At 71.1% G+C, this 26,749-nt stretch carries 22 protein-coding genes; 10 read left to right on the forward strand and 12 right to left on the reverse strand.

What is annotated here, in order from left to right; genetic code table 11:
- Positions 1-11: 11 nt before the first annotated feature.
- The 5 genes from ACTJKJ_RS25295 to ACTJKJ_RS25315 form a co-directional block, all read right to left on the reverse strand.
- Positions 12-419: a hypothetical protein gene (locus ACTJKJ_RS25295; RefSeq protein WP_440822894.1), complete on the reverse strand. Its 408-nt coding sequence runs from the start codon at positions 417-419 to the stop codon at positions 12-14.
- Positions 400-975, reverse strand: a complete 576-nt coding sequence (locus ACTJKJ_RS25300; RefSeq protein ID WP_440822896.1) for a hypothetical protein — start codon at positions 973-975, stop codon at positions 400-402. The genes ACTJKJ_RS25295 and ACTJKJ_RS25300 overlap by 20 nt, the downstream gene beginning before the upstream one ends.
- A 180-nt stretch (positions 976-1,155) precedes the next feature.
- A complete protein-coding gene (locus tag ACTJKJ_RS25305) occupies positions 1,156-2,262 on the reverse strand; it encodes an enoyl-CoA hydratase/isomerase family protein (RefSeq protein ID WP_297385493.1) in 1,107 nt (368 codons plus the stop codon).
- Positions 2,259-3,167, reverse strand: coding sequence for a DMT family transporter (locus ACTJKJ_RS25310; RefSeq protein ID WP_183490722.1), 909 nt, complete (start codon positions 3,165-3,167; stop codon positions 2,259-2,261). Before ACTJKJ_RS25310 ends, ACTJKJ_RS25305 begins: the two co-directional genes overlap by 4 nt.
- 23 nt (positions 3,168-3,190) lie before the next feature.
- The gene (locus ACTJKJ_RS25315; RefSeq protein ID WP_440822898.1) at positions 3,191-4,210 is read right to left on the reverse strand and encodes an isoaspartyl peptidase/L-asparaginase family protein; all 1,020 of its coding nucleotides are present in this window, start codon (positions 4,208-4,210) and stop codon (positions 3,191-3,193) included.
- 197 nt (positions 4,211-4,407) lie between these two features.
- Between ACTJKJ_RS25315 and ACTJKJ_RS25320 the strand changes: the two genes are divergently transcribed.
- The 8 genes from ACTJKJ_RS25320 (at position 4,408) to ileS (ending at position 15,345) form a co-directional block, all read left to right on the forward strand.
- Positions 4,408-5,598 (forward strand): acyl-CoA dehydrogenase family protein, encoded by a 1,191-nt coding sequence (locus tag ACTJKJ_RS25320; RefSeq protein ID WP_297385488.1) that lies wholly within the window; start codon positions 4,408-4,410, stop codon positions 5,596-5,598.
- 15 nt (positions 5,599-5,613) lie between these two features.
- A complete protein-coding gene (locus ACTJKJ_RS25325; protein ID WP_440822901.1) occupies positions 5,614-6,735 on the forward strand; it encodes an acyl-CoA dehydrogenase family protein in 1,122 nt (373 codons plus the stop codon).
- Between the two features lie 70 nt (positions 6,736-6,805).
- Positions 6,806-7,387 (forward strand): DUF3617 domain-containing protein, encoded by a 582-nt coding sequence (locus tag ACTJKJ_RS25330; protein WP_297385485.1) that lies wholly within the window; start codon positions 6,806-6,808, stop codon positions 7,385-7,387.
- The gene (locus ACTJKJ_RS25335) at positions 7,384-8,346 is read left to right on the forward strand and encodes a P1 family peptidase (RefSeq protein WP_297385483.1); all 963 of its coding nucleotides are present in this window, start codon (positions 7,384-7,386) and stop codon (positions 8,344-8,346) included. The genes ACTJKJ_RS25330 and ACTJKJ_RS25335 overlap by 4 nt, the downstream gene beginning before the upstream one ends.
- Positions 8,347-8,397: 51 nt before the next feature.
- On the forward strand, positions 8,398-9,171 hold the full coding sequence (locus ACTJKJ_RS25340; protein WP_297385481.1) for a pseudouridine synthase: 774 nt from the start codon (positions 8,398-8,400) through the stop codon (positions 9,169-9,171).
- Positions 9,172-9,367: 196 nt separating this feature from the next.
- Positions 9,368-11,278: an ATP-binding protein gene (locus ACTJKJ_RS25345; RefSeq protein ID WP_440822904.1), complete on the forward strand. Its 1,911-nt coding sequence runs from the start codon at positions 9,368-9,370 to the stop codon at positions 11,276-11,278.
- A 34-nt stretch (positions 11,279-11,312) separates the two neighbouring features.
- Positions 11,313-12,368 (forward strand): bifunctional riboflavin kinase/FAD synthetase, encoded by a 1,056-nt coding sequence (locus ACTJKJ_RS25350; protein ID WP_147240883.1) that lies wholly within the window; start codon positions 11,313-11,315, stop codon positions 12,366-12,368.
- Between the two features lie 133 nt (positions 12,369-12,501).
- The gene (ileS, locus tag ACTJKJ_RS25355; protein WP_440822906.1) at positions 12,502-15,345 is read left to right on the forward strand and encodes an isoleucine--tRNA ligase; all 2,844 of its coding nucleotides are present in this window, start codon (positions 12,502-12,504) and stop codon (positions 15,343-15,345) included.
- 112 nt (positions 15,346-15,457) lie between these two features.
- On the opposite strand, the gene ACTJKJ_RS25360 is transcribed toward ileS, so the two are convergent.
- From ACTJKJ_RS25360 to ACTJKJ_RS25385, 6 genes are all read right to left on the reverse strand, one after another.
- Positions 15,458-17,239 carry a hypothetical protein gene (locus tag ACTJKJ_RS25360; RefSeq protein WP_440822908.1) on the reverse strand — a complete coding sequence of 594 codons (1,782 nt, stop codon included), beginning with the start codon at positions 17,237-17,239 and terminating at the stop codon, positions 15,458-15,460.
- Positions 17,240-17,357: 118 nt separating this feature from the next.
- Positions 17,358-18,176, reverse strand: coding sequence for a hydroxypyruvate isomerase family protein (locus ACTJKJ_RS25365; RefSeq protein ID WP_440822910.1), 819 nt, complete (start codon positions 18,174-18,176; stop codon positions 17,358-17,360).
- A gap of 225 nt (positions 18,177-18,401) precedes the next feature.
- Positions 18,402-18,584, reverse strand: coding sequence for a YbdD/YjiX family protein (locus ACTJKJ_RS25370; RefSeq protein ID WP_091725110.1), 183 nt, complete (start codon positions 18,582-18,584; stop codon positions 18,402-18,404).
- 49 nt (positions 18,585-18,633) lie between these two features.
- Entirely contained in the window at positions 18,634-20,712 is a 2,079-nt protein-coding gene (locus ACTJKJ_RS25375; RefSeq protein WP_297385471.1) for a carbon starvation CstA family protein, read from the reverse strand.
- Positions 20,713-20,906: 194 nt separating this feature from the next.
- A complete protein-coding gene (locus ACTJKJ_RS25380; protein WP_440822912.1) occupies positions 20,907-21,575 on the reverse strand; it encodes a response regulator in 669 nt (222 codons plus the stop codon).
- A complete protein-coding gene (locus ACTJKJ_RS25385; protein ID WP_091723558.1) occupies positions 21,572-22,990 on the reverse strand; it encodes a cache domain-containing protein in 1,419 nt (472 codons plus the stop codon). Before ACTJKJ_RS25385 ends, ACTJKJ_RS25380 begins: the two co-directional genes overlap by 4 nt.
- Before the next feature lie 99 nt (positions 22,991-23,089).
- On the opposite strand from ACTJKJ_RS25385, the gene lspA reads away from it, so the two are divergent.
- Together lspA and ACTJKJ_RS25395 are read left to right on the forward strand one after the other, a co-directional pair.
- Entirely contained in the window at positions 23,090-23,587 is a 498-nt protein-coding gene (gene lspA, locus ACTJKJ_RS25390; protein WP_091723555.1) for a signal peptidase II, read from the forward strand.
- 330 nt (positions 23,588-23,917) lie between these two features.
- Positions 23,918-25,705: an ATP-binding protein gene (locus tag ACTJKJ_RS25395; RefSeq protein ID WP_297385464.1), complete on the forward strand. Its 1,788-nt coding sequence runs from the start codon at positions 23,918-23,920 to the stop codon at positions 25,703-25,705.
- Here ACTJKJ_RS25395 and ACTJKJ_RS25400 read toward each other — a convergent pair.
- The gene (locus ACTJKJ_RS25400; protein ID WP_297385462.1) at positions 25,685-26,668 is read right to left on the reverse strand and encodes a quinone oxidoreductase family protein; all 984 of its coding nucleotides are present in this window, start codon (positions 26,666-26,668) and stop codon (positions 25,685-25,687) included. The genes ACTJKJ_RS25395 and ACTJKJ_RS25400 overlap by 21 nt on opposite strands.
- Between the last annotated feature and the right edge of the window lie 81 nt (positions 26,669-26,749).

The raw sequence follows: 26,749 nt of genomic DNA on the forward strand, positions 1-26,749 counted from the left end.
TTTTCTGCCCGTCAGTCCTGCCTGCCAGTCTTCACGCCCCAGTCGCATCGCTTGAACACGGCGTCAGCGAGGCTGACCTGAGCGTTCGCCTCCTCGTCCGAGATGCCCTCGTCCAGGCGATAGTCAGCACGCAGTCGAAGCGCTCGCAAGGTGCCAAGTTGCCGAGCCAACCACTCCGAGCGCTTCACCTGATCCTTGCTGCAACGCTTGTCGGGGCGCTGCAAACGTTCGATCAGCTGCTGGTGGACACCCTTTGTGCTGGATCGGGTCTTGCCGGGCTCCGGCAGCGTCCTCTCCCATTCGCGACAGCAGTGATAACAGGCGTAGTACGCCCGCCCCACCAGCGCTCGGAACACGGCCTCCTCCGGCACGGCCAGGCCCTTGGCCTGGTTCAGAAGATCACGATGGGAGATCGGCATGCGTGTCTCCTCGCGTCGTCTGCACGAGCTCTTCGGCGCGCTCACGCAGACGCCGGAGGTCTTCTTCCGTCCACGCTCCCGAGAACGAAAACGTGAACCCGGGGCGGCACATCTCCAACTCGCAGAGCCACCACGTCAACGCATCGTCCAGGTCGGCCGCCACATGGTGCGGTGCATCGAGGCGCAGGATGTAGCGCATCTGGACATCATCCGTGCCCTCGTCCAACACCCAGACGTCCACCGCCGGGCCATCGCAGATCGCGAGTCCGCGGCGCCGCACCATCTCCGCGGCCATCTGGACGGTTTCCATCATCGTGGTGCACGGGATGCCCCGGAACGCAACGATCTGATTCAGGATCTCCGCCAGCCAGTCCCCATCCAGGCTCGGCCGATCCGGGCGGGCGGTCGCCCGGACCGCGCTCGGCGCACCGAACATCGCACTCGGCTCGCACAAGACCGCGACCAGGTCGTCATAGCTCACCCGCGGGCGGCCCGCCAACGGCGGCAGATTCGCCACCACGGATCGCGCCCGCGCCAACTGCTCGTTCATCGTCATCGCTCCAACTCCTACTTGCGGGACTCATCCCGGGAAGGCCAGCAGTTTCGGCGCGAAGACGCGTTTGTCGATTCCCTCGGAAGAGCGTTTCGTTGGGGGGGACTCAGACGAGTAGGCCATCCCCCCTGCGCTGNCGTCCCGGCGCGTCAGCGCAGCGTCAGTCGGCGGCGGCCGGGGCGCTCAGTCCAGCGCCCGCAGCGGATGCTCCGCCGCCGGCCAGGGGCTGCGGAAGAAGGCCTCGACGTCGGCACGGCACACGTCCTCGACCCGCGCCGGATTCCACCTCGGCGCATGGTCCTTGTCGATCGCCAGCGCGCGCACGCCCTCCACCGTCTCGCTGGCCGCGCCGGGCCGCAGGTGGAAGCAGTGGTGCACCAGGTCGCGCTCCATGCGCAGGTCGTCCGCCAGGCTCATCGCGCGCGCGCGCCGGATCTGCTCCAGCGTCACCGCCATCATCAGCGGCGAGCGCTTGCCCAGCGTCGCCAGCACCTGCTGCGCCCAGGGATCCGCATCCGCCGCCAGCGACGCGAACAGCGCCGGCACCGACGCCGCCGAGAAATGGCGGTTGATCAGCGCCCGCGCGTTCCAGTGCTCGGCCACCGGCGCCAGGTCCACGCGCTCCATCACCGTCGCCACGACATGCTCGGCGCTGTCCTGCGCGCCGGTCTTGAAGGCCGCGATGATCGCCGGCAGCTCGCTGCTGCGCACGAACACGTCGCCCAGGCCCAGTTCGATCGCATCGCCCGCGCCGATGACCTGGCCGGTCAGCGCCAGCCATTCGCCGCTGTGCCCCGGGCAGCGCGACAGGAAATAACCGCCGCCCACGTCCGGGAACAGGCCGATGTTGGTCTCGGGCATCGCCAGCTTCGAGTGCTCGGTCAGCACCCGCAGCTTGGCGCCCTGGCTGATCCCCATGCCGCCGCCCATCACCACGCCGTCCATCAGCGCGATGTAGGGCTTGGGGAACTGGTGGATCAGGTGGTTGAGCGCGTATTCCTCGGTGAAGAACGCGTCCAGCGCGGCGTCGCCCGCCAGCGCGGCCTGGTGGAAGAAGCGGATGTCGCCGCCGGCGCAGAAGGCCGCGGGCTTGCCCTCGCGCCCCGCGCCCAGCACCGCCACGGCCTGGATGCGCGGATCGTCGCGCCAGGCGCTCAGCAGCACGGTCATGTCGCGGATCATGGCCAGCGACAGCGCATTGAGCGCCTGCGGACGGTTCAAGGTGATCAGGCCGAGGCAGCCATTGACCTCGGCCAGGACCAGTCCTTCGGATTGCAGCGACGGAATCACAACGACATCTCTCCACTCTTGGAAGCGGCCGGGCGGCGCCAGGCGCCCAGCAGCTCATTGCCAATCAACGCGGCCAGCACCATAACACCGCCGAGCAGCGCCGCCGGGGACGGCGCCTCCCCCGCGATCAGCCAGGCCCAGAGCACCCCCAGCAGCACTTCCATCAGGCCCAGCAGCGCCACCTCCGCCGCCGGCAGCACCCGCGTCAGGCGCACGACGATCAGGCAGGGCACGGCCAGCTGGAACACGCCCAGCCCGGCCAGCAGCAGCAGGTCGCGGCCGGAGGCCTCGAAGGGCCAGGCCAGCGGCAGCGTCGCGGCGGCGGACAGCATCGCGCCCAGCCACACGGCCGGCAGCAGGTCCGTCGCGCCGTCGCCGGCCCGCGCCTGCAGCAGCGTCCAGTTGCTGGCCGCCGCCACCGGCACGGCGAGCGCGACGCCCATGCCCAGCCAGGCGTGGGCGCCGGCGCGCATCTCGCTCGCGAACATCCAGGCGATGCCGGCGCTCGCGATCCAGATCGCGACCCAGGTCCGCGCCGCCAGGCGCTGATGCAGGAACACGCGCGCGAACAGCGCCGTCAGCAAGGGCCCCAGCGCCATCGTCACCAGCACGTTGGCCACGCCGGTCATCGTCAGCGCCAGCATGAAGGCGGTGTACATCACCGCCCAGCACAGCCCCGAGCCCAGCACCGACGGCGAGCGCCGCAGCCGCGGCAGCGCCTGGCGCCAGTAGTCGCGCCCGCGCAGCATCGGCAGCAGCAGCGTCAGCGCCAGCGCGTTGAAGGCGCTGCGCCAGAAGGTCACTTCGAAGCCGCGCGCCGAGTCCAGGTGGCGCGACACCGCGCCGGCGCTGCTCCACAGCAGCGTCACCAGCAGCATCAGCAGGACGGCGGATCGATGTCGCATCGGTCGTTCCAGGAGCGGGCGCGTCATTCGTCGCGGTAGATGCTCACGAGCGGCTCGCCGCCGGCCTCGACCCAGCCGCGGTACATGCCCTCGGTGTTGAAGCCCAGCCAGACATTGCCCAGCCCGTCGACCGCGATCAGGCCGCCGTCGCCGCCGACCTGGGGCAGCTCGTCGAAGACGACGCGCGCGCAGGCCTCGGCCAGCGGCAGTCCGCCGATGCGCATCAGCGCGCCCACCTCGTGCGCGGCGGCCGCGCGGATGAAGGCCTCGCCCGTGCCGGTGCACGAGACGGCCACGCTGCGATCGTCGGCATAACAGCCCGCGCCCGGGATCGGCGAATCGCCCACGCGCCCCGGCCGCTTGTTGGTCATGCCGCCGGTGGAGGTCGCGGCGGCCAGGTGGCCGGCGGCGTCGCGCACGACCGCGCCGACGGTGCCGAACTTGGTCCGGTCGTCGATCGGGCCGCCGGGCTCCGGCGCGGCGGCCGGCGCATCGTGCGCCATGGCCGACTGCCCGTCGTGATCCAGCACCTGCCCCTGTGCGAGCGCCCTCGCCTGCCGCAGCTGCGCCAGGCGCTGCGTCGTGCCGAACCAGGTCGGCTCGACGCGCTCCAGGCCCTGGTCGAACGCGAAGGTTTCGGCGGCCGGGCCGATCAGCAGCACATGGCCGCTGTGGTCCATCACCGCGCGCGCCGCGAGCACCGGGTTGCGCACCCGCGTCACGCCGGCGACCGCGCCCGCCGCGCGGTCGCGCCCGTCCATCACGCTGGCGTCCAGCTCATGGCGCTCGTCGGCGGTGTAGACCGCGCCCTTGCCGGCGTTGAACAGCTCGCACTCCTCGAGCCGGCGCACCGCCTCGACCGCGACGTCCATCGCCGCGTCGCCGCGCGCGAGCTGCCGGGCGCCGTCGGCCAGGATGGCCGTCAGCGCGGCGCGGTAGGCCGCTTCCATCGCGGCGCTCATGCGGTCGCGGCGGAGGGTCCCGGCGCCGCCATGGAGGGCGAGCACGGGGCGCGGCAGGGCGGTCGGGAAGGCGGCGGTCATGGCGTGGCGGCGGCGGAGCGGGAACCGGGAAGCCGCGCATTCTCGCGCGGCTCGGGCATGTCCCTGGGCTTGTCCCGGTCGGGACAGGGCAAAAGCGAACGCTCGTGCTAAAACCCCGCGCAGCTCACCGACAGCGCCGACCGCGCCCACCACGCGCCAGGGCGCCGGCCCGACATCGAAGACCGCAGGAGACACGCATGGACCTCAACTTCACGCCCGAGGAGCAGGCCTTCCGGGCCGACATCCGCCGCTGGGTGGCCGAGCACCTGCCCCAGGACATCAGCCACAAGGTGCACAACGCGCTGCGCCTGAACAAGGACGATCTGCAGCGCTGGGCCCGCATCCTGGGCAAGCAGGGTTGGCATGGCTGGGCCTGGCCCAAGCAGTTCGGCGGGCCGGGCTGGAACGCGGTGCAGCGCCATCTCTTCGAGGAGGAATGCGCCCTGGCCGGCGCGCCGCGCGTGGTGCCCTTCGGGCCGGTGATGGTGGCGCCGGTGATCATGGCCTTCGGCTCGCGCGAGCAGCAGGAGCGCCACCTCCCCGGCATCATGAGCGGCGACGTCTGGTGGAGCCAGGGCTACAGCGAGCCGGGCTCGGGCTCGGACCTGGCCTCGGTGAAGACCCGCGCCGAGCGCCGCGGCGACACCTACATCGTCAACGGCCAGAAGACCTGGACCACGCTGGGCCAGTACGGCGACTGGATCTTCTGCCTGGTGCGCACCGACGCCTCGGTCAAGCCGCAGGCCGGCATCTCCTTCCTGCTGATCGACATGAAGTCGCCCGGCGTGACCGTGCGGCCGATCATCATGCTCGACGGCGAGCACGAGGTGAACGAGGTGTTCTTCGACAACGTCGAGGTCCCCGCGGAGAACCTGGTCGGCGAGGAGAACAAGGGCTGGACCTACGCCAAGTACCTGCTCGCGCACGAGCGCACCAACATCGCCGACGTGAACCGCGCCAAGCGCGAGCTGGAGCGGCTCAAGCGCATCGCCAAGGCCGAAGGGCTGCTCGGCGGCGATCGCGAGGACGCGCGCTTCCGCGACCAGATCGCGCTGCTGGAGGTGGACATCGTCGCGCTGGAGATGATGGTGCTGCGCGTGCTCTCGGCCGAGAGCAGCGGCAAGCAGTCGCTGGACGTGGCGGGCCTGCTGAAGATCCGCGGCAGCGAGATCCAGCAGCGCTACACCGAGCTGATGATGCTGGCCGCCGGCCCCTACGCGACGCCCTTCATCCATGAGGCCATGGAGGCCGGCTGGCAGGGCGACCACGTCGGCGCGGCCCATTGCGCGCCGCTCGCGAGCCACTACTTCAACTATCGCAAGACGACGATCTACGGCGGCTCCAACGAGGTGCAGCGCAACATCGTCGCGCAGACCGTGCTGGGCTGAGGCAGGAGACACGACATGGATTTCGATTTCACCGAAGACCAGAACTCGCTGCGCGACGCGGTGCGGCGCTACGTCGACAAGGATTACGGCTTCGAGCAGCGCCGCGCGATCGTGCGCGCGGGCGGCTTCTCGCGCGAGGTCTGGAACGCCCTGGCCGGCCTGGGCCTGACCGCGCTGGCGGTGCCCGAGGCCCACGGCGGCCTGGGCTTCGGCCCGGTCGAGGCGATGGTCGTCATGGAGGAACTGGGCCGCGGCCTGGTGATGGAGCCCTATGCGCAGGGCGGGCTGGTCGCGCCAGCGGTGCTGGCGCAGTCCGGCGAGGACACGCAAGGCGAGTGGCTGCCGCGCATCGCGGGCGGCGAGGCGCTGGTCGTGCTCGCGCACCAGGAGCGCCGCGCGCGCTACCGGCTCGAGGTGTGCGACACGCTGGCCACGGCGGATCACCGGCTCACCGGCCTGAAGAGCGTGGTGCCCGCCGGTGACGCGGCCGACGCCTTCATCGTGCCGGCGCGCGCCGGCGGCGCCGACGCGGGCATCGCGCTGTACCTGGTCGCCAAGGAGGCTGCCGGCGTCGCGCTGCGCGGTTATGCGCTGCACGACGGCTCGCGCGCTGCCGAGCTGACGCTGAAGGACGCGCCCGCCACGCTGCTGGTCGGTCCCGACCGTGGCCTCGCGGTGCTGGAACACGCGGTCGACATCGCCATCGCGGCGCAGGCGGCGGAGGCGGTCGGCGCGATGGACCGCTTCGTCGCGCTGACGGCGGAATACCTGAACACGCGCAAGCAGTTCGGCGTCGCCATCGCCAGCTTCCAGGCGCTGCGCCATCGCATGGCCGACATCAAGATGCAGCTGGAGCTGGCGCGCTCGATGAGCTACTTCGCCACGCTCAAGCTGGGCGAGCCGGCCGAGGCGCGCCGCCGCGCGGTTTCGCAGGCCAAGGTACAGCTCGGCCAGGCGATGCGCTTCGTCGGCCAGCAGTGCATCCAGCTGCATGGCGGCATCGGCGTGACCGACGAGTATGTCGGCAGCCATTACTTCAAGCGGCTCACGCTCATGGAGATGCAGTACGGCGATTCGCTGCATCACCTGGGCGAGGTCAGCCGCCGCATGCAGGACACGGCCGGCGTCTTCGCCTGACACCTGACACCGCCCGGCGGCGGCCCCTACACTCGGCGAGCCTCGCTGCCTTCGCAGCAGGGAGAACGCCATGTCGAACGCGACCTCCGCCGCCACCTCCTTCCTCGCCGGCCTGCTGCTGGCCGGCGCGGCGATGACCGCCGCCGCCCAGGACTTCAAGCCCGGGCTGTGGGAAATCAAGCAGAAGCCCGAGCTCGATCCGCAGCGCCAGGCGCAGATGGAGCAGATGCAGAAGCAGATGGCCGCGCTGCCGCCGGAGCAGCGCAAGCAGCTGGAATCGATGATGTCGAAGAACGGCGTCAGCATGAACTTCCAGGGCGGCGAGCTGACGCTCAAGTCCTGCGTGACGCGGGAACAGGCGGACCGCGCCGGCATCCCGAAGACCGAAGGCAAGTGCGAGCACGACAGCAAGCGCACCGGCGACCGGATGCTGGTCAACTTCCGCTGCACCAACCCCGCGTCCGAGGGGACGAACGAGATCACCTTCCTGGGCACCGACCATTACCGGACCAGGAGCGAGGTCCGCGTGCAGCGCGACGGCAATACCGAGGTGCTGCGCTCCACCGGCGAGGCCCGCTACCTCGGTGCCGACTGCGGCAGCCTCAAGCCGCAACCGCAGCCTCAGGCGCCGAGCCAGGGCGGCAAGCCTTGAGCGAGCCGGTCGTCCCCGCCGGCGCCGCGCGCGCCGACGCCGGTAGCCTGTGCGACGTCGCCGGGCTGAAGCTCGGCCACTACACCCACCCGTCGGCCCCCACCGGCTGCAGCGTCGTGCTGTGCGAGGCCGGCGCGACCGCCGGCGTCGATGTGCGCGGCGCCGCGCCCGGGACCCGCGAGACCGACCTGCTGCGTCCCGAGAACACAGTCCAGCAGGTCCACGCGGTCCTGCTGAGCGGCGGCAGCGCCTTCGGCCTGGCCGCCGCGGACGGCGTGATGCACTGGCTGGCCGAACGCGGCCACGGCTTCCCCGTCGGCCAGGTGCGCGTCCCCATCGTGCCGGCGGCGGTGATCTTCGACCTGTGGCGCCACGACGCGGCGACCGCGCCCGATGCCGCCGCGGGTCGCGCGGCCTGCGACGCGGCCTCTGCGGCAGAGCACGCGCGCGGCCCGGTCGGCGCCGGCACCGGCGCGACGGTGGGCAAGCTGCTGGGCGTGGACCGCGCGATGCCCGGCGGCCTGGGCATGGCCTCGCTGCGCCTGGGCGAGGTGACGCTGGCGGCGATGGTCGTGGTGAACGCGGTGGGCGACGTCGTCGACCCGCAGGGCGGCCAGGTGCTCGCCGGCCCGCGCGGCCCGGACGGCCGCGCCTGCTCGACGGTGCAGGCGCTGCTGGACGGCGAGCGTCCCGGCCGCGCGCTGCAAGGCAGCGCGACGACGATCGGCGTCATCGCCACCGATGCGCGCCTGACCAAGCCCCAGGCGACCAAGCTGGCGCAGATCGCGCACGACGGGCTGGCCCGCGCGATCCAGCCGGTGCACACGGTGATGGACGGCGACGTGCTGTTCGCGCTGGCGACCGGCGCCGCCGAGATCGACGGCGACATGACGCTGCTCGGCGCGCTGGCCGCCGAGGTCGTGGCCCGGGCCGTGGTGGACGCGGTCCGGCCGGGCTGACGGACGACCGGACGACGGGCCGCCCCGCGGCCGCGGCGACAATCCCGCCCCATGAGTTCGAGTTCCCCCACCCCCGCCAAGGCCGCCAAGCCGGTCGCCATCGCGCAGATCCTCTTCAGCCAGGGCTTCGGCACCCGCCGGCATTGCGCGGCGCTGGTCGAGCACGGCCTGGTGTCGGTCGCCGGCGAGCTCGTCGAGGACCCGCGGCAGGCCTTCGACACCGCCGGCCTGGTCTTCGAGGTCGAAGGCCAGGCCTGGCCGTATCACGAGAAGGCGCTGATCCTGCTGCACAAGCCGGCGGGCTACGAGTGCTCGCGCAAGCCCAGCCATCATCCGAGCGTGTTCTCGCTGCTGCCCGAGCCGCTGCGCAACCGCGACATCCAGCCGGTGGGCCGGCTCGACGAGGACACCACCGGCCTGCTGCTGCTGACCGACGACGGCCCGCTGCAGCACAAGCTCACCAGCCCCAAGTACCACGTGCCCAAGCTCTACCAGGCGAGCTGCAAGGCCGAGCTGGACGAGGGCCAACTGCGCCGCCTCGTCGAGGGCGTGCTGCTGGAGGAGCGCAATCCCAAACTGGCCGAGGAGCCGGTGCGCGCCGTGTCCGCCGAGCGCCTGCCCGACGGCCGCCTGCAGATGGCGCTCACCGAGGGCCGCTACCACCAGGCCAAGCGCATGGTCGCGGCGGTCGGCAACCGGGTGCTGGCGCTGCACCGCCAGCGCATCGGCGCGCTGGACCTGCCGGCCGAGCTGCCGTCCGGCGGCTGGATCTGGCTCGACGAGCATCAACGCGAGCTGGCGATGACCGATCCGGGTTCGGCTTAACCATCGAGCCGGATGGGCGTCAGTCGCCCGCCGGCACCCCGCCCGCGCACGGGCACCGGCCGGTCCCCGGGAAGTCCCCGAGCCTCGCCGCCCACGACCTTCGGTAGAAACGCGCCACTTGGACGCCGCCCGCGAAGCGGCGCCACCGATCTGGAGGGCGGTCGGCCGGAATCCTCGACGGCCGGGTCGTATGGGAGTGCCTGAAATCAAACATCACGGGGATCCTGGCGGCGCCAGCGTGGCCATGCAGGTGCGGGCGGAACGCCTGACCAGCCTGCAGGCGCGCGTGGCGATGCCGGCCTGCGTCGGCGGGCTGTTCAGCCTGCTGCCGGTGGCGCTGCTGTGGTCGCACCTGCCGGCCGTGGACCTGCTCGGCTGGCTGGCGGCGCGCTGGGGCATCTCGGCCTGGCGCGCGCTGGAAGCCCGCAGCTTCCTGCGGCTGCCACTGGTCGAGCGCGCCTCGCCGGGCCGGGAGCGGCGCTACCTCGTCGGCCTGGGGCTGGACGGCCTGGCCTGGGGCGTGATCGGCGCCCTCTTCGCCACGCCCAACCTGCCGGAGATCGACGGCGCGGTCATGACCACGCTGGTCGGCCTGGTCGCCTTCACCATGGTGTCGCTGGGCCACTGGGCGCGCGGGCAGGCGCTGTTCGCCTCGCTGGTGATCGCGCCGCTGGCGATCCGGCTGGCGCTGCAAGGCGGCACCACCGGCTGGCTCAGCGCCGGTGGGCTGACGATGTTCTGGCTGCTGACGGTGCTCGAGTCGCGCCGCATCGAGGCGCGCACGCTGGAGCTGCTGCGGCTGCGCTTCGAGCAGGCCCGGCTGGCCGAGCAGCGCCGCCTCGCGCTGGACGCGGCGGAGGAAACCAGCAGCAGCAAGAGCCGCTTCGTCGCGGTGATGAGCCATGAGATCCGCACGCCGCTGAACGGCATCATCGGCATGGCCCAGCTGCTGGAGCGCGGCGAACTCAGCCCGCAGCAGCGCGAGCAGGTGGAGATCGTGCGCCGCTCCGGCCGCCACCTGATGACGCTGGTCAACGACATCCTGGACCTGGCGCGCATCGAGTCGGGCAAGCTGGTCGTCGAGGCCCGCCCCTTCGACCTGCGCGAGGTCGCCGGCGACGTCGGCCGCCTGCTGGGCGAGACGGCGCGCGCCAAGGGCCTGGCCTTCTCGCTGACCGTCGCGCCGCAGCTGCCGGCGCGCGCGATGGGCGATGCCTCGCGCATCCAGCAGGTGCTGCACAACCTGGTCGGCAACGCGATCAAGTTCACCGACCGAGGCAGCGTCGACGTCGAGGTCTCGTCGGTGCTGGACATGCGCGCGGGCACGCTGCTGCGCTTCGCGGTCAAGGACACCGGCGACGGCATCCCGGCGGACCAGCTCGAGCGCATCTTCGCCCCGTTCGAGCAGGCCGGCCGCGCCGGCGACCACCGCGCGCGCCGCGATGGCGCGGGGCTGGGGCTGACGATCTCGCGCGAACTGGCGCGCGCGATGGGCGGCGACCTGCGCTGCGCATCGGCGCCCGGCCAGGGCTCGGTGTTCGAGTTCACTCTGCCGCTGCAGGTGGCCTCCCCGGCGCCGTCCTCGACGGCGCTCGCCCCGTCCGCCGCGCTGCCTGGATCGGACGCGCCCGCCGCATCGACCGAGCCCGCGGCCTCGACCGCGGCGCCGCTGCCGCGGCTCGAAGGCCGCGTGCTGCTGGTCGACGACAGCCCGGTCAACCTGCTCGTCGCCACGACCATGCTGGAGCGCTGCGGCCTGCGCGTGACGCCGGCGGAACACGGCCGCGACGCGCTCGAGCAGCTGCGCGCGCAGCGTTTCGACCTGGTGCTGATGGACTGCCAGATGCCGGTGCTCGACGGCTATGCGGCCACCGTGGCCTGGCGCCAGGAGGAGGCGCGCCGGCTGCTGCCGCGCACGCCGGTGGTCGCGCTGACCGCCAGCGCCATCGACGACGACCGGGCCCGCTGCCTGTCCAGCGGCATGGACGGCTACCTGGTGAAGCCGTTCGAGATGGACGAGCTGCTGGCCGTCGTCACGCAGCACCTGCGCGGCCCGGCGGCCTCGCCGTCGGCCGAAGCCGCGCCGCCGGCCGCCGCCGCGGCCTGACCGACGGCCCCCGGCCGGCAGATAATCCCGGCCCATGCACGTTTTCCGAGGCTTCCACCATCCCGGCGTCGCGGCGCACTGCGCGCTGACGATCGGCAACTTCGACGGTGTCCACCGTGGCCATCAAGCCATGCTGGCGCTGCTGCTGTCCGAGGCCCGCCACCGCGGCCTGCCGACCTGCGTGCTGACCTTCGAGCCGCATCCGCGCGACTTCTTCGCCAGCAAGCTCGGCAAGCCCGAACTGGCGCCGGCGCGCATCGCCACGCTGCGCGACAAGCTGCAGGAGCTGGAGCGCTGCGGCGTGGACCAGGTCGTGGTGCTGCGCTTCGACGAGGCGCTGGCCTCGCTGCCGGCGCAGGACTTCATCCAGCAGGTGCTGGTCGAGGGCCTGGGCGCGAAGTACGTGCTCGTCGGCGACGACTTCCGTTTCGGCGCCAAGCGCCAGGGCGACTACGCGACCCTGGACGCCGCCGGGCAGCGCCTGGGCTTCGACGTCGCCCGGATGATGAGCTACGAGGTGCATGGGCTGCGGGTGTCGAGCTCGGCCGTGCGCGAGGCGCTGGCCGCCGGCGACATGGACGGCGCGGCGCGGCTGCTGGGCCGGCCGTATGCGATCTCCGGCCATGTGATCCACGGCCAGAAGCTGGGCCGCCAGTTGGCCGAGACCGCGCCCGGCCGCGGCGACGGCTTCCGCACGCTGAACCTGCGCTTCGACCACGACAAGCCGGCCGCGCACGGCATCTTCGCGGTGCGGGTGCACGGCATCGACGGGGACGACGGCCCGGCGCTGGACGGCGTCGCCTCGCTGGGCGTGCGCCCCACCGTCGAGGACGCGGGGCGGGTGCTGCTGGAAGTCCACGCGCTGGACTGGCCGGCGGACCTGGCCGCCCGCCTGGGGGCCGCGGAGGCCTACGGTAAACTCGTGCGCGTGGAACTCCTCCAAAAACTGCGCGATGAAGCCCGTTTCGACGGGCTTGATTCGTTGACGGCCGCGATCCGCGAAGACGTCCGTCAGGCGCGCGACTACTTCGCGCAACAGGCGGCCACCCACGCCGCCGTCCGCCGTCAGACCACCCGCGACCGAATTTGAAGGGCTGACCGCCCTCTCCTGCGCTCAGCCGGCGCGCGGCCCCAGTGCATCCCACCTCGCCGCCTCCGCGCCCTTCTCTTCATGCCTCGCCGCCCCGCGCACGCCGGGGCTGCCCTCTTCGATTGCCGCTGCCATGACCGACACGTCCAAGCCCGACTACCGCGCCACGCTCAACCTGCCCGACACGCCCTTCCCCATGCGCGGCGACCTGCCCAAGCGCGAGCCGGGCTGGGTCAGGGAATGGGAGGACCAGGGCATCTACCAGCGCCTGCGCGTGGCGCGCCAGGGCAAGCCCAAGTTCGTGCTGCACGACGGCCCGCCCTATGCCAACGGCCAGATCCACATGGGCCACGCGGTCAACAAGATCCTGAAGGACATGATCGTCAAGGCGCGCCAGCTCGAGGGCTTCGACGCCGCCTACATCCCGGGCTGGGACTGCCACGGCCTGCCGATCGAGAACCAGATCGAGAAGACCTTCGGCCGCGGCCTGCCGCGCGACGAGGTGCAGGCCAAGAGCCGCAAGTACGCCGGCGAGCAGATCGACCAGCAGCGCGCCGACTTCAAGCGGCTGGGCGTGCTGGGCGACTGGGACCATCCCTACCGCACGATGGACTTCAAGAACGAGGCCGGCGAGATCCGCGTGCTCAAGCGCCTGTTCGAGCGCGGCTTCGTGTACCGCGGCCTCAAGCCGGTGTACTGGTGCTTCGACTGCGGCTCCTCGCTGGCGGAGTTCGAGATCGAGTACGCCGACAAGCAGTCGCCCGCCGTCGACGTGGCCTTCCTGAGCGCCGAGCCGGACAAGCTGGCGGCGGCCTTCGGCCTGCAGAAGCTCGACAAGGACGCGTTCACCGTCATCTGGACGACCACGCCCTGGACCATCCCCGCCAACCAGGCGCTCAACCTGAACCCCGAGCTGCCCTATGCGCTGGTGGACACCGAGCGCGGCTACTTCGTCGTGGCCGAGGCGCTGGTCGAGAAGTGCCTGGCCCGCTGGGGCATCGAGGGCAGGCAGGTCGCCGTGACGCCGGGCAAGTCGCTCGAGCTGCTGAAGTTCAAGCACCCACTGGCCCACGTGCATCCGGGCTTCGACCGCGAAAGCCCCGTCTACCTGGCCGACTACGCCACCGCCGACGACGGCACCGGCGTGGTCCACTCGGCGCCGGCCTACGGTGTGGACGACTTCAACTCGTGCATGGCGCACGGGATGACGTTCAAGGACATCAAGAACCCGGTGCAGGGCAACGGCGTCTACGAGGCCGAGTTGCCGCTGTTCGGCGGCCAGCACATCTGGAAGGCCAACCCGGTCATCGCGCAGGCGCTGCAGGATGCCGGCCGCCTGATGGCCCAGAGCAAGATCAGCCACAGCTACCCGCACTGCTGGCGCCACAAGAGCCCGGTGATCTACCGCGCCGCGGCGCAGTGGTTCGTGCGCATGGACGAAGGTGACGGCGTGTTCACCGTCGACAAGGCGGAGAAGACGCTGCGCCAGCTGGCGCTGGACGCCATCGAGCAGACCAGCTTTTATCCGGAGAACGGCCGCACCCGGCTGCACGACATGATCGCCGGACGGCCCGACTGGTGCATCTCGCGCCAGCGCAGCTGGGGTGTGCCGCTGCCGATCTTCCTGCACAAGGACAGCGGCCAGCCGCATCCGAAGACGCTCGAGTTCATCGAGCGCGCCGCGCAGCTGGTCGAGGCCGGCGGCATCGAGGCCTGGTCCAAGCTCGACCCGGCCGAGTGGCTGGGCGCCGAGGCCGAACAGTACTCGAAGGGCCAGGACATCCTGGACGTGTGGTTCGACTCGGGCTCCACCTTCCAGCATGTGCTCAAGGGCTCGCATGCCGGCGCAGCGCACGACACCGGCCCCGAGGCCGACCTCTATCTCGAGGGCCATGACCAGCATCGCGGCTGGTTCCACTCGTCGCTGCTGATCTCGTGCGCGATCAATGGCCGCGCGCCCTATCGCGGCCTGCTGACCCACGGCTTCACCGTGGACAGCCAGGGTCGCAAGATGAGCAAGTCGCTGGGCAACGGCGTGGATCCGCAGGAGACCAGCAAGTCGCTGGGCGCCGAGATCATCCGGCTGTGGGTGGCGGCGTCGGACTACTCGGGCGACATCGCCGGCGACAAGAAGATCCTGGACCGCGTGGTGGACGGCTACCGCCGCATCCGCAACACGCTGCGCTTCCTGCTGGCCAACACCTCGGACTTCGACGCCGCCCGCGACGCCGTGCCGATGGACCAGCTGCTCGAGGCCGACCGCTATGCGCTGGCGCGCGCCGCGCAGTTCCAGGAGGAGATCCTGGCGCATTACCAGCGCTACGAGTTCCACCCGGTGGTGGCCAAGCTGCAGGTCTACTGCTCGGAGGACCTGGGCGCGTTCTACCTGGACGTGCTGAAGGACCGCCTGTACACCAGCGCGCCGAAGTCGGCCGCGCGTCGTTCGGCGCAGACCGCGCTGTGGCACATCACCCACGCGATGCTGCGCTGGATGGCGCCGTTCCTGAGCTTCACCGCCGAGGAAGCCTGGAAGGTCTTCGCTGGCAAGCAGGCCGGCGACACGATCTTCACCGAGACCTTCTGGTCCTTCGGCGTCGCACACGACGACGGCCTGATCGCCAAGTGGAACCGCATCCACGAGGTCCGGGACGCGGTGAACAAGGCGATCGAGGCGGTGCGCACGACCGGCGCGATCGGCTCGTCGCTGCAGGCGGAGATCACGCTGGGCGTGAACGGCGAGGACCTGGCGCTGTTGAGCAGCCTGGGCGACGACCTGAAGTTCGTGCTGATCACCTCGGCCGCGAACGCGGTGCTGGCCGATGAACTGAGCATCACCGTGACGCCGTCGACGCACCAGAAGTGCGAGCGCTGCTGGCACTACCGCGCGGATGTCGGCGCCAATCCCGCGCATCCGACAATCTGCGGTCGCTGCGAGAGCAACCTCTACGGCGACGGCGAGACGCGCACGGTGGCCTGAGCCTCCACGCATCGACGGCAAGGCCGCCGAGCCCCTGCGGGCCGGCGGCCTTTCTCATGGTCGCCGCCGGTCGGCGCGTCACCGCGGGCGATCCCACGGGATCGGCGTGGGGTCAGAGCGTGTCGACGTTCAACCCGACACCGATCAACTCACGGCGTGTGCCGCCGGGTCCGCCGCGCGCCTCCAGGAACACGCGTCCCCGATAGAGCCCCGCCGGCAGGCCCGGATTGTCGCCCTCGACGAACTGCAGGCTCACCCGCGACAGCCGGCGCCCCTCGCAATCGACCGTCGCTGCCATCGGCATCGGCGCGCAGGCGCCGGCAGTCGCCGGCCGCCGGAACGCGCGCAGCACAAGGGTCCGATCCCGGCCTTCCAGCACATCCCTCACCGTCACGATGACGCGACTCGAGGGCTGCACGCCGCCGGGCGCCTCCCCATCGCGATGCGCACGCGCCTGGACGGGCAGCGCGACACGCACTGGCGAGCCGTCTTGCGCGGAAAGCAGCCCCGCCAGATCCGGCGACTCGTAGCCACGGCTCGCCGTGACGGTGCCTGCGGTCAGGTGCCCGATCCGCAACCGCAGCGGGAAGCGCTCGCGATAACGCCCGTCGCTCGTGCCGACCGCCTCGATCTCGATCTGGCCGACGTAGCTGCCTCGCATCAGTCCGGGATTGTCTTCCGCATGGAAGGACACCGTCAGGCGGGCGCCCTGCCGCTCGCCGCACGTGGTGTCGTCCTCCATCCGCGAGGCCCAGCCGCAACCGGTCTCGCGCTGGCCGCGCAGACGGATCTCGGCCCGGTGGCGCGTCAGTTCGTCCTCCACGATGGCCTGGATGACGCTGTAGCCCGACGCGCCGGAGGTGGCGGGCTCGGCAGGCCCGGTGGCCCCGGTCTGCGCCGGCACGAGATAGACCACCGTGCCGCTCGAGACGTCTTCCGAGTGATCGCGGGAAACGAACGGGGCGCTGGCGCCGACGCTGAGGCGGTCGCTCAAGGTGCGGATGCCGGGGAAGACGCCTTTCACCCAGTGGACGAGCGCCGCCATGCGAGGGCCTTCCGAGCCACGCCAGCCCTTGTCGCGGGCGCTCGCCGTGGCAACGACATGCCAGTAGCCCCAGCGCGCCTGCCAGAAGGCACCGCCGCTGTCTCCCGAGGTCAGCGTGAACCAGCGATCGGTGTCGCCGGTCGGTTGATAACCGACGGTGAACCGCTGCCGCGCGCGCCCGGTCGCGCGGCCGGGCGCGCGGGCCCAGAGGCGCCCGGCGCGGCCAATCGACCGCGTGCCGACATGCCAGGCGCCATAACCGACGAACTCGGTGACCGCCCCCACGGGACGGGCGCTGGCGACGGGGTCGTCGTCGAGGTCGTCGAGCAATGGCGGCGTTTCCGACGCCAGCGGGCGAGCCGTCCGGCGCGGCAGCCGCAGGATCGCCAGGTCGCTGTCGCTCGCGCTGCCGTCCTGCTCGACCGCATCGCCGTCCTGCGGCGAGCGCGGCATCGGGATGAAGGCCAGGCCTCGCCCTTCATGCCTCGACGGGAGACGGCTGCTCAACGTCACCGGCCCCAGGGACCGGGCCCAGGGGGCGTGCCGGAAATCACTGGACACACAATGCGCCGCGGTCATGACGAAGGCATGCTGCTCGTCTTCGCCGAGCCAGGTCGCGGTGCAGTCGCGGTCGGTGCCGGGAAAGCGCAACTGACCCACGTTGCGGAACCTGGGCCGGAGGCTCTCCCGCTCCAGGGGGGTCTGCACCAGGTGCAGGAAGGACAGCGGCTCGTCGAGCCGGCCACCGAGGGCCTCGAACCGCTGTTCGTTGATACCGATGGCGAGGGCCTTGGTGGCCGCCGCTGCCGTGGCGATCGCGATCGCCGCTCGTTTGATCCTGGGGGTCATCGTCGCTGCCTGTGCTCTTGGAGACAGGCAGCGATCGTGTTGAGACCCCTTCTAAACCGAGATCGCTATTGGAGGTCGTGGCGGCTCAGGCGCCGACCTCGTTAGGTGGGTCTGGCCATCAATCCTTGCTATTCAATCCTCGCATCCAGACCAAACCGTCGGAGGTGCCACCTGCGACATCGCCCCGCCGCGGCCGGTACTCGCAGCCGATCCAGCCGTCCCAGCCGGTGGCCGCCGCGATCTCGTCGATTGCAGCCAGCGCGCCGCGCCAGTCCAGCGAGCCCACGTCCGGCTCATGCCGGCCCGGCACGCCGGCGATCTGGCAATGCGCGACACGACCCGTCGGCAGCCAGCGCCGCACCTGCGCGACCACATCCCCCTCGACACGCGCGCAGTGGTACAGGTCCATCTGGACCCTCAGATGCGCCGCGCCAATGCGATCGACGATCGCATGCGCCTCGTCCTGGCGCTGCAGCAGGTAGCCCGGCATGTCATGCGGATTGATGGGCTCGATCATCAGCGTCACGCCCGCGCGTGCACCCTGCTCGGCAGCCCAGCGCAGACTCGCCTCGTAGCGCGCGAGCGCGGCATCGCGCGAAGCGTCCGGCGGCAACACCCCCGCCAGGACGTGCAGCCGCGGCGACCTCACCCGGGTCGCGTAATCCAACCCCCGCTCGATCGAATCTCGGAAGTCAGCCTCCCGCCCCGCCAGCGACGCCAAACCACGCTCACCCGCCGCCCAGTCGCCCGGCGGTGCATTGATCAACACGACCTCAACGCCCGCCGCATCCGCCCGGGCTCGCAACTCAGCAGCCGGCACGTCATACGGGAACAAACACTCCACAGCCGCGAACCCGTCGCGGGCTGCAGCAGAGAAACGGTCGAGGAAGGGACGACCCTGGTACAGGAATCCAAGGTTGGCAGCGAATCGAAGCATGCGGCGTAGTGTCACCGAGCCCGCGCAAAACTGCCCGAGGCCGGCGGCGGAGCCCGCTTTCGGCGCTCAACTCGCTCTGCTCACCTGCGGCTCGCGACGCTCAAACAGAACGCGCCTGGTCAGTTCTGGAAGCGGGCTCCGCCGCCGGCCTCGGGCAGTTCTGCGCCCCCCTCCACGAGGAACGGCCCCGAAGGGCCGTTCTGAAGAGTGCGTCGGGCGTTGGGGTCAGCAGCAGCGGCCCGTGCGGGCGCTGTAGCGAGCCTCCTGGCGCTCGAGGAAGAAGGCCTCGTAGCTCAGGGGCTCATCGTCAGGATGCGTGCGGGCCATGTGCGCCAGGTAGGCGCCGTAGTCCGCGCCAATCAGCTGCTGACGCACGCCACGTGCCATGTAGCGGCCCGCCTGCAGCATGTCCGAGGCAGCAGACAGCGCCGCCTGCGCCGCGTCCGCAGCCACCTGCTTAAGCATGGCCGCCCGCCACCACGCCCTCAGGCATGCGCACGAATGGCGTCTCCTGCACCGTGGGCTTGCGCTCGGCTCGCGCCTTCAGCACCGCCTTCACGCTGTACACCAGCACGCTGATCACGACCAACATGAAGAGGCCGCACAGCGCCGCGTCCAGCCGGTCGTTGAAGATCACCCGCTCCATCGCCTCCAGGCTCTTGGCCGGCGCCAGGACCTTGCCCGCCGCCAGGGAGTCGGCGTACTTCGAGGCATGCGCCAGGAAGCCCACCTTCGGATCGGCACTGAAGATCTTCTGCCAGCCCGCTGTCATCGTGCACACCAGCAGCCAGGCCGCCGGCACGATCGTGGTCCACGCGTAACGGTCCTTCTTCATCTTGAACAGCACCACCGTGCCCAGCAGCAGCGCCACCGCCGCCAGCATCTGGTTGGCAATGCCGAACAGCGGCCACAAGGTGTTGATGCCGCCCAGCGGATCCACCACGCCCTGGTACAGGAAGTAGCCCCAGGCCGACACGCACAGGCCCGTGGCGATCAGGTTGGCCGGCAGCGACTCGGTGCGCTTGAGCGCCGGCACGAAGGTGCCCAGCAGGTCCTGCAGCATGAAGCGGCCCGCCCGGGTGCCCGCGTCGACCGCGGTCAGGATGAAGAGCGCCTCGAACAGGATCGCGAAGTGGTACCAGAAGGCCATCATCGCCTTGCCGCCCACGACCTGATGCAGGATGTGCGCCATGCCCACCGCCAGCGTCGGAGCGCCACCGGCGCGCGCCAGGATGGTGTTCTCGCCGACGTCCTTGGCGGTCTGCACCAGCATCTCCGGCGTGATCACGAAGCCCCAGGTGGAGAGCGTCGCCGCCACCGTCTCGGGCGTGCTGCCGACCAGCGCGGCCGGGCTGTTCATCGCGAAGTAGACGCCCGGCTCGATGCACGAGGCCGCCACCAGCGCCATCACCGCCACGAACGACTCGGCCAGCATGCCGCCGTAGCCGATGAAGCGGGCGTTGACCTCGTTGTCCAGCATCTTGGGCGTGGTGCCCGAGCTGATCAGCGCGTGGAAGCCCGACACCGCGCCGCAGGCGATGGTGATGAACAGGAAGGGGAAGAGGTTGCCCGACCAGACCGGGCCGTTGCCGGCCGCGAACTGGGTGAAGGACGGCATCTGCATCGGCGGGGCGACGACCACGATGCCGATCGCCAGCGCGATGATCGTGCCGATCTTCAGGAAGGTGGAGAGGTAGTCGCGCGGCGCCAGCAGCAGCCACACCGGGATGCAGGCGGCGACGAAGCCGTAGCCGATCAGCATCCACGTCAGCACCTTGCCGTCGTAGGTGAACATCGGCGCCCAGGTCGGGCTCTCATGCACCCACTGGCCGGCGACGATCGCCAGCATCAGCAGCACGAAGCCGATGACGGAGACCTCGCCGATGCGGCCCGGACGGATGAAGCGCAGGTAGACGCCCATGAACAGCGCGACCGGGATCGTCGCCGCGACGGTGAAGGTGCCCCAGGGCGAGTGCGCCAGCGCCTTCACCACGATCAGCGCCAGCACCGCCAGGATGATGATCATGATCATGAAGGCGCCGAATAGCGCGATGACGCCGGGCACCGTGCCCATCTCCTGCTTGACGAGGTCGCCCAGCGAGCGGCCGTCGCGGCGCGTGGAGATGAACAGCACGATGAAGTCCTGCACCGCGCCGGCGAAGATCACGCCGGCCAGGATCCACAGCAGGCCCGGCAGGTAACCCATCTGCGCCGCGAGCACGGGGCCGACCAGCGGGCCGGCGCCGGCGATGGCGGCGAAGTGGTGGCCGTACAGGACGTACTTGTGGGTCGGGACGAAGTCCAGGCCGTCGTTGTGCTTCCAGGCCGGCGTCTGGCGCGTCGGGTCCAGGCCCAGGACCTTGGTCGCCAGGAAGAGGCTGTAGTAGCGGTAGCCGATGAGGTACACGCAGATCGCGGCGACGACGACCCACAGGGCGCTCACCGCTTCTCCGTTGGCGAGCGCCACGGTGGCCAGGGCGAACGCCCCGAGGATGGCCACGCCCGCCCAGGCGAGGTGGCGACTCAAGTTCGACATCGATGTCTCCTTATTGGGCGCGCACCGACGGACGAGTGGGACCTGGCACGCGAGCTCTGTTTGCCGCGGCAGTTTCCATTCCCGTGCGCTTCCCCACATCCGTCGAGCGGACTAGTCCACCGGCGTAGGAGCGCTTAAGTGGAAACCCTCGGCGGCGCGGCCATCGCCCCTCGGGGCGAGGCCCGCGCGACCCGTCAGACCTCGTCGCGATGCGGGCCGCGGGCGTGCTCGACCGCGTAGCGGATCAGCTCGGCCTGGCCCTCGAGCTCGAGCTTGCGCTTGATGTTCTGGCGGTGCGTCTCGACGGTCCTCACGGACAGGTCGAGCGCCCTGGCGATCTGCTTGCTCGACTCGCCGCGGCCGAGCGCGGAGAGGATCTCGCTCTCGCGCGGCGAGAGGATGGGCCGCGGCTGCTGGCTGCGGAACATCCGCTTGGACACGCCCGGGCTGAGGAAGGTGCCGCCCGCCGCGACGGCGTCGATGGCGGCGACGATCTCGCCGGCCGGCGCGTCCTTGAGCACGTAGCCGCGGGCGCCGGCCTGCAGCGCGCGCTGCACGTACTCGGGGTTGTCGTACATGCTGTACATCAGCACGCGCAGCTCGGGCGCGCGCTCCAGCATGGTCTGCGCCAGCTGGATGCCGTTGTGCCCCTTCAGGCCGACGTCCAGCAGCACGACCTCGGGCTGCGTGGCGATGAGCATCATCATGGCCTCCTCCGCGTTGCCGGCCTCGCCGACGACGAGGTAGCGCGGCTCGCCCTGCAATCGCGAGCGCACGCCCTCGCGCACCAGCGGATGGTCGTCGACCAGCAGGAGGCGCACGGGCGTGGCCGTGCCGGAAGCGGAGAGGCGCTCGGGGCTCATGGGGCGGGATTGTCGCGCGCCAGCCGCCGGATCGCCGCGGCGCTCACCAGCGCCTCGATCTGGGTGCCGTGTCCCGGACTGGTCTGCAGGTCCAGCGCGCCGCCGACCGAGGCCATGCGCTCGCGCATGTTGCGCAGGCCGATGCCCAGCCGCGGATCGGCGCGCTCGGCCGCCTCGGGGTCGAAGCCGTCCCCGTCGTCGAGCACCCGCAGCAGGACGCCTCCGGGCTCGCCGCGCGGATCGTCGGGCGCGAACTCGAGCGCCATCTCGACCCGCGCCGCGCCCGCGTGCTTGGCCACGTTCGTCAGCGCCTCCTGCGCGACCCGGAACAGCACCGTGTTGAGCAGCTCCGGCAATTCGCGCGGCTCGCCGGCCACGCGCATCGCGACCGGCACCGCGCCGCCCTCGTCGAACTCGCGCGCCAGGTGCTCGAGCGCCGCCGGCAGCCCCAGGGTGTCGAGCAGCGCCGGCCGCAGCCGGTGCGAGAGGCCGCGGACCTCGGTCAGGCTGGCGTTGAGGCGCTCCAGCGCGCGGGGCAGCAGCGCGGTCGAGCCGGCCTGCTGCGCCGATTCGATCAGCAGCTTGGTCGACACCAGCGTCTGGCTGACGCCGTCGTGCAGCTCGCGCGAGAGGTGGGCCCGCTCTTCCTCCTGCGAGCGCACGACCTCGTGCGCCAGTGCGCGCAGCTTGGCCTCGGACTGGCGGTGCTCGCTGAGGTTGAGCGCCAGCGCGCAGGCGCTGATCAGCGCCACGCCGAAGAGCGCGATCGCCGCGATGCCCCACATCGTGCGGGCGATGTTGGCCTGCGCCTCCCGGTCGAGCTGCTCCAGCGTCGCGCGGATGCCGTCCAGGTAGAGCCCCGTGCCCAGCATCCAGTTCCAGCGCTCCATCGCCACGACGTAGCCGAGCTTGGGCGCGCGCTCGCCGCTGGACGGCTTGCGCCATTCGTAGTCGACATAACCGCCGCCGGCCTTGGCCTGCGCGACCAGCTGCTGGATGGTCGGCCGCCCCTGCGCGTCGCGCAGGCCCCAGAGGTTGCGCCCGACCAGTTCCGGCTGCCGCGAATGCATCAGCACCCGGCCCTGCAGGTCATAGACGAAGAAGTAGCCGTCCTCGCCGTAGTCCAGCGCGGACAGCAGCCGCAGCGCCTCGCGCTTGTCGCGCTCGACGTCGGCGTCGCTGGTCCGGGCGGCCAGCGCGGGCGAGCGCTCGTACAGCGGCTGCAGCGTGCTGACGGCCAGCTCGACGTAATGGCGCAGCTCGTCGCGGCGGGCGTCCATGTAGGCGCGCTGCACGGCGGCGTGCTCGCGCTGGAGCAGCTCGCGCTCCTGCTGGCGCACCGCCACCGCGATCAGCAGCAGCGAGGCGACCAGCGGCAGCAGCGCCAGCAGCAGGATCTTCAGGCGGAGTCTCATCGGGTCCTCTTCGGGCCCGCACTGTAGCCGCACGGCGCGCCCGTGGCGGACGCTACAGTTGCGGGTTTCGCGCCCGCGCCTTCCCTACCCGCAGCAGCCATGGCCACCAAGTCCCCGTCCTCGTCGAACAACCGCCTGATCCAGTGGCTGGCCATCGCCCTGCTGGTGATCGTGGCCGATCAGTTCACCAAGGTCCTGATCCTGCACAGCTTCCAGTACGGGGACAGCCACTACGTCCTGCCCTTCTTCAACCTGGTGCGGGTCCACAACACCGGCGCGGCCTTCAGCTTCCTGGCCGGCGCCTCGGGCTGGCAGCGCTGGTTCTTCGTCGGTCTGGGCGTGGCCGCCGCGGTCTTCATCATCTGGATGCTGCGCCGCCACGGCCACCAGACCCAGTTCGCCTGGGCCCTGAGCCTGATCCTGGGCGGCGCGGTGGGCAACATCGTCGACCGCCTGCTGCACGGCTACGTCGTCGACTTCATCCAGCTGCACTGGGCCGGCTGGTATTACCCGTCGTTCAACATCGCCGACAGCGCCATCACCATCGGCGCCGTCCTGCTGATCTGGGACGAGCTGCGCCGCGTCAAGCGCGGCTGATCCGCGCTCTGCCCCCTCCACCCCAGGGTTCCTCCGGAGAAACGAGGCTGGCGTTCCGGCGCCCGCCTGCGTAGCCTTGTCGACATCGAGGGCCGCGTCACGCATGCGCGGCTCGGAGGGATTCCACCGGGCGACATCGGCCCGCCATCCGGCGAGCGCCGCGGCAGTGCGCGTCGCGACGCGACGGCGGGCGCTCTTCACGCACTGGCGCGGGGCCGCGCACGGCCGCGCGGGGGACGTGACGAAGTGGACATCGCGACCATGGACAGGACACGGCCGGCGGCGACAATCCGCTGCGACCAAACGTAACCAGAACAGGGCCTCGCCCCCATGCTCGACTTCTCCTGCCTGACCCACTATGACTGGCTCGATGTGCCCATGTGGGTCTACGACCAGGAGCGTCAGCGCAACCTGTGGGCCAACGCCGCGGCGCTGGCCTTCTGGCGGGCAGACAACGCCGAGGAGTTCCTCTCCCGCGACCTCAGCGACATGAGCCCCTCGGTGGCCGAGCGGCTGGCCGTGACCGCCGCCGACCACACGCAGGGCAAGCTCGTGCGCGAGCAGTGGACGCTCTACCCCAAGGGCCAGCCCACCACGGTGATGCTGGTCTCCCGCGGCATCCGCACCCCCGACAAGCGCCAGGTGATGCTGTTCGCCGCCGATTCGCTGGTGAGCGGCGTCGACAAGAGCCTGCTGCGCGGCGTCGAGGCACTGCAGCACACCTCGGTGCGCATCGCCGTGTTCTCGCTGCGCGACGGCAGCGTGCTGATGCGCAACCCGGCCGCGGCGATGTGCTTCAACGGCCTGCGCAAGACCATCGGCGCGACCGACTTCAGCGCCATCTTCCCCGAGCCCGACCTGGCGCGCCGCATCATGGCGCAGGTGCGTGGCGGCCAGACCTTCGGCGCCGAGCTCGAGATCAACACCGCCAATGGCCGGCGCTGGCATGCCGTCGACGCGCGACCGATGCGCGATCCCGTCAGCGGTGAAGTGGTGCTGCAGCTCAACGCCCGCGACATCGGCGACTTCAAGGCGACGCAGGCGCAGCTCGAGGCCGCGCGCGAGGCCGCCGAGGCCGCCAGCCAGGCCAAGAGCTCCTTCCTGGCCAACATGAGCCACGAGATCCGCACGCCCATGAATGGCGTGCTGGGCCTGACCGAGCTGGTGCTGCAGACCGAGCTCAACGAGCGCCAGCGCAAGTTCATCGAGCTCGCGCACAGCTCGGCCAAGGGCCTGATGGTCATCATCAACGACCTGCTGGACATCGCGAAGATCGAGGCCGGCCGCGTGATCATCGACCAGGCCCCGTTCAGCCTGCACGACTGCCTGCGCGAGGCGCTGCACCCGCTATTGCTGCAGGCGCACGAGAAGGGCCTGCAACTGCATGCGCGGGTGCAGCCCGGCGTGCCGCAGCACCTGCTGGGCGACGCGCTGCGGCTGCGCCAGATCCTGGTGAACCTGGTCGGCAATGCGCTCAAGTTCACCGAGCGCGGCGAGGTCCGCGTCGACATCCAGCGCATCGACGCCGACGAGCCGCTCCACGCCGGCCCGCTGCGGCTGCGCATCGCGGTGCATGACACCGGCATCGGCATGACGCGCGAGCAGATCGCGCAGATCTTCAGCCCGTTCACGCAGGCCGACGGCAGCATCACCCGCCGCTACGGCGGCACCGGCCTGGGCCTGACCATCGTCAAGCGCCTGGTCGAGCTGATGGGCGGCGAGGTGCAGGTGGAAAGCCAGCCTGGCGCCGGCTCCTGCTTCAGCTTCGAGGTCAAGGTCTCGCAGCCGCTGGTGCTGGACGAGGTGCTGCGCACCGAGACCGTGGACGTCGATGTCCACGAGACGACCGCCGGGGCGCTCGACGACGAGGCCGCCACCGACTTCGGCGCGGACACCGTGCCGGCGGGGCTCGACGAACTGCCGCCGCCGCGCCGCGTCGTCACCGACGCGGGCGGTCCGCAGGCGCTCGCGGACACGCGCCGGGCCACGCTGACACCGGCGCGGACCGACGCGCGGGACGAGCGCAGCGCCAACGAGGCGCTGCTCGACGCGGAGACGGTGGCCGCCGACCTCGACGGCCCGATCAGCGCGTCCGGTTCAAACCAGCAGCACGCCTGAGCCGGTGGTCGTGCGGGCCTCCAGCTCGCGATGGGCGCGCTGGACCTCGTCGAACGGATAACGCTGCTCGACCTCGATCCGCACCGCGCCGCGCTCGACCGCGGCGAACAGGTCGCCGGCGATCTCCTGCGTGGTCTCGAGCGAATCGAGGTGCACGAACAGCGAGGGCCGCGTGAGGTACAGCGCCTTGGCCGACAGCGCGCCCAGCGCCACCGGCGGGACCACGCCCGAGGCATTGCCGAAGCTCACCATCAGCCCGAACGGCCGCAGGCTGGCCAGCGAGCCTTCCCAGGTCGAGGCGCCGACCGAGTCGTAGACCACCTTCACGCCGCGGCCGCCGGTGATCTCCTTGACCCGCTCGGCGAAGTTCTCGGTCGCGTAGTTGATCGCGAACTCAGCGCCATGGTCGAGCGCCAGGCGGCACTTGGCGTCGCTGCCGGCGGTGGCGATCAGCCGCAGCCCCAGCGCCTTGGCCCATTGGCAGGCGATCAGCCCGACGCCGCCCGCCGCCGCGTGGAAGAGCACGTGGTCGCCCGGCTGCAGCCCGCCCTGCGGCAGCGTGCGGCGCAGCAGGTACTGCACCGTCATGCCCTTGAGCATCATCGCGGCGCCCTGCTCGAAGCTCAGGAAGTCCGGCAGCTTCACGACGCAGCGGGCCGGCATCACGCGCGCGGTCGCGTAGGCGCCGATGGGCTGGCTCGCATACGCGGCCCGGTCACCGGGACGCAGGTGGGTGACGCCCTCGCCCACCGCCTCGACGACGCCGGCGCCTTCCATGCCCAGGCCGCTGGGCAGGGGCAGCGGATAGACGCCGCTGCGGTGGTAGATGTCGATGTAGTTCAGGCCGCAGGCCGCGTGGCGGATGCGGATCTCGCCCGGACCGGGGTCGCCGACCTGGACCGGCTCGATCGTCAGGACCTCCGGTCCACCAGCTTGCGAGATGCGCACGGCTCTGTCGCTCATCGGGGTTCTCCTCATGGGGGGATGTCGCTCGCGCGTCGCCCGACGCGTCGATTGCGGCTATCGTGCCAGCCTCCCGACCGA

Source organism: Roseateles sp. 22389, from assembly GCF_052044995.1.
Lineage (GTDB): Bacteria > Pseudomonadota > Gammaproteobacteria > Burkholderiales > Burkholderiaceae_C > Roseateles.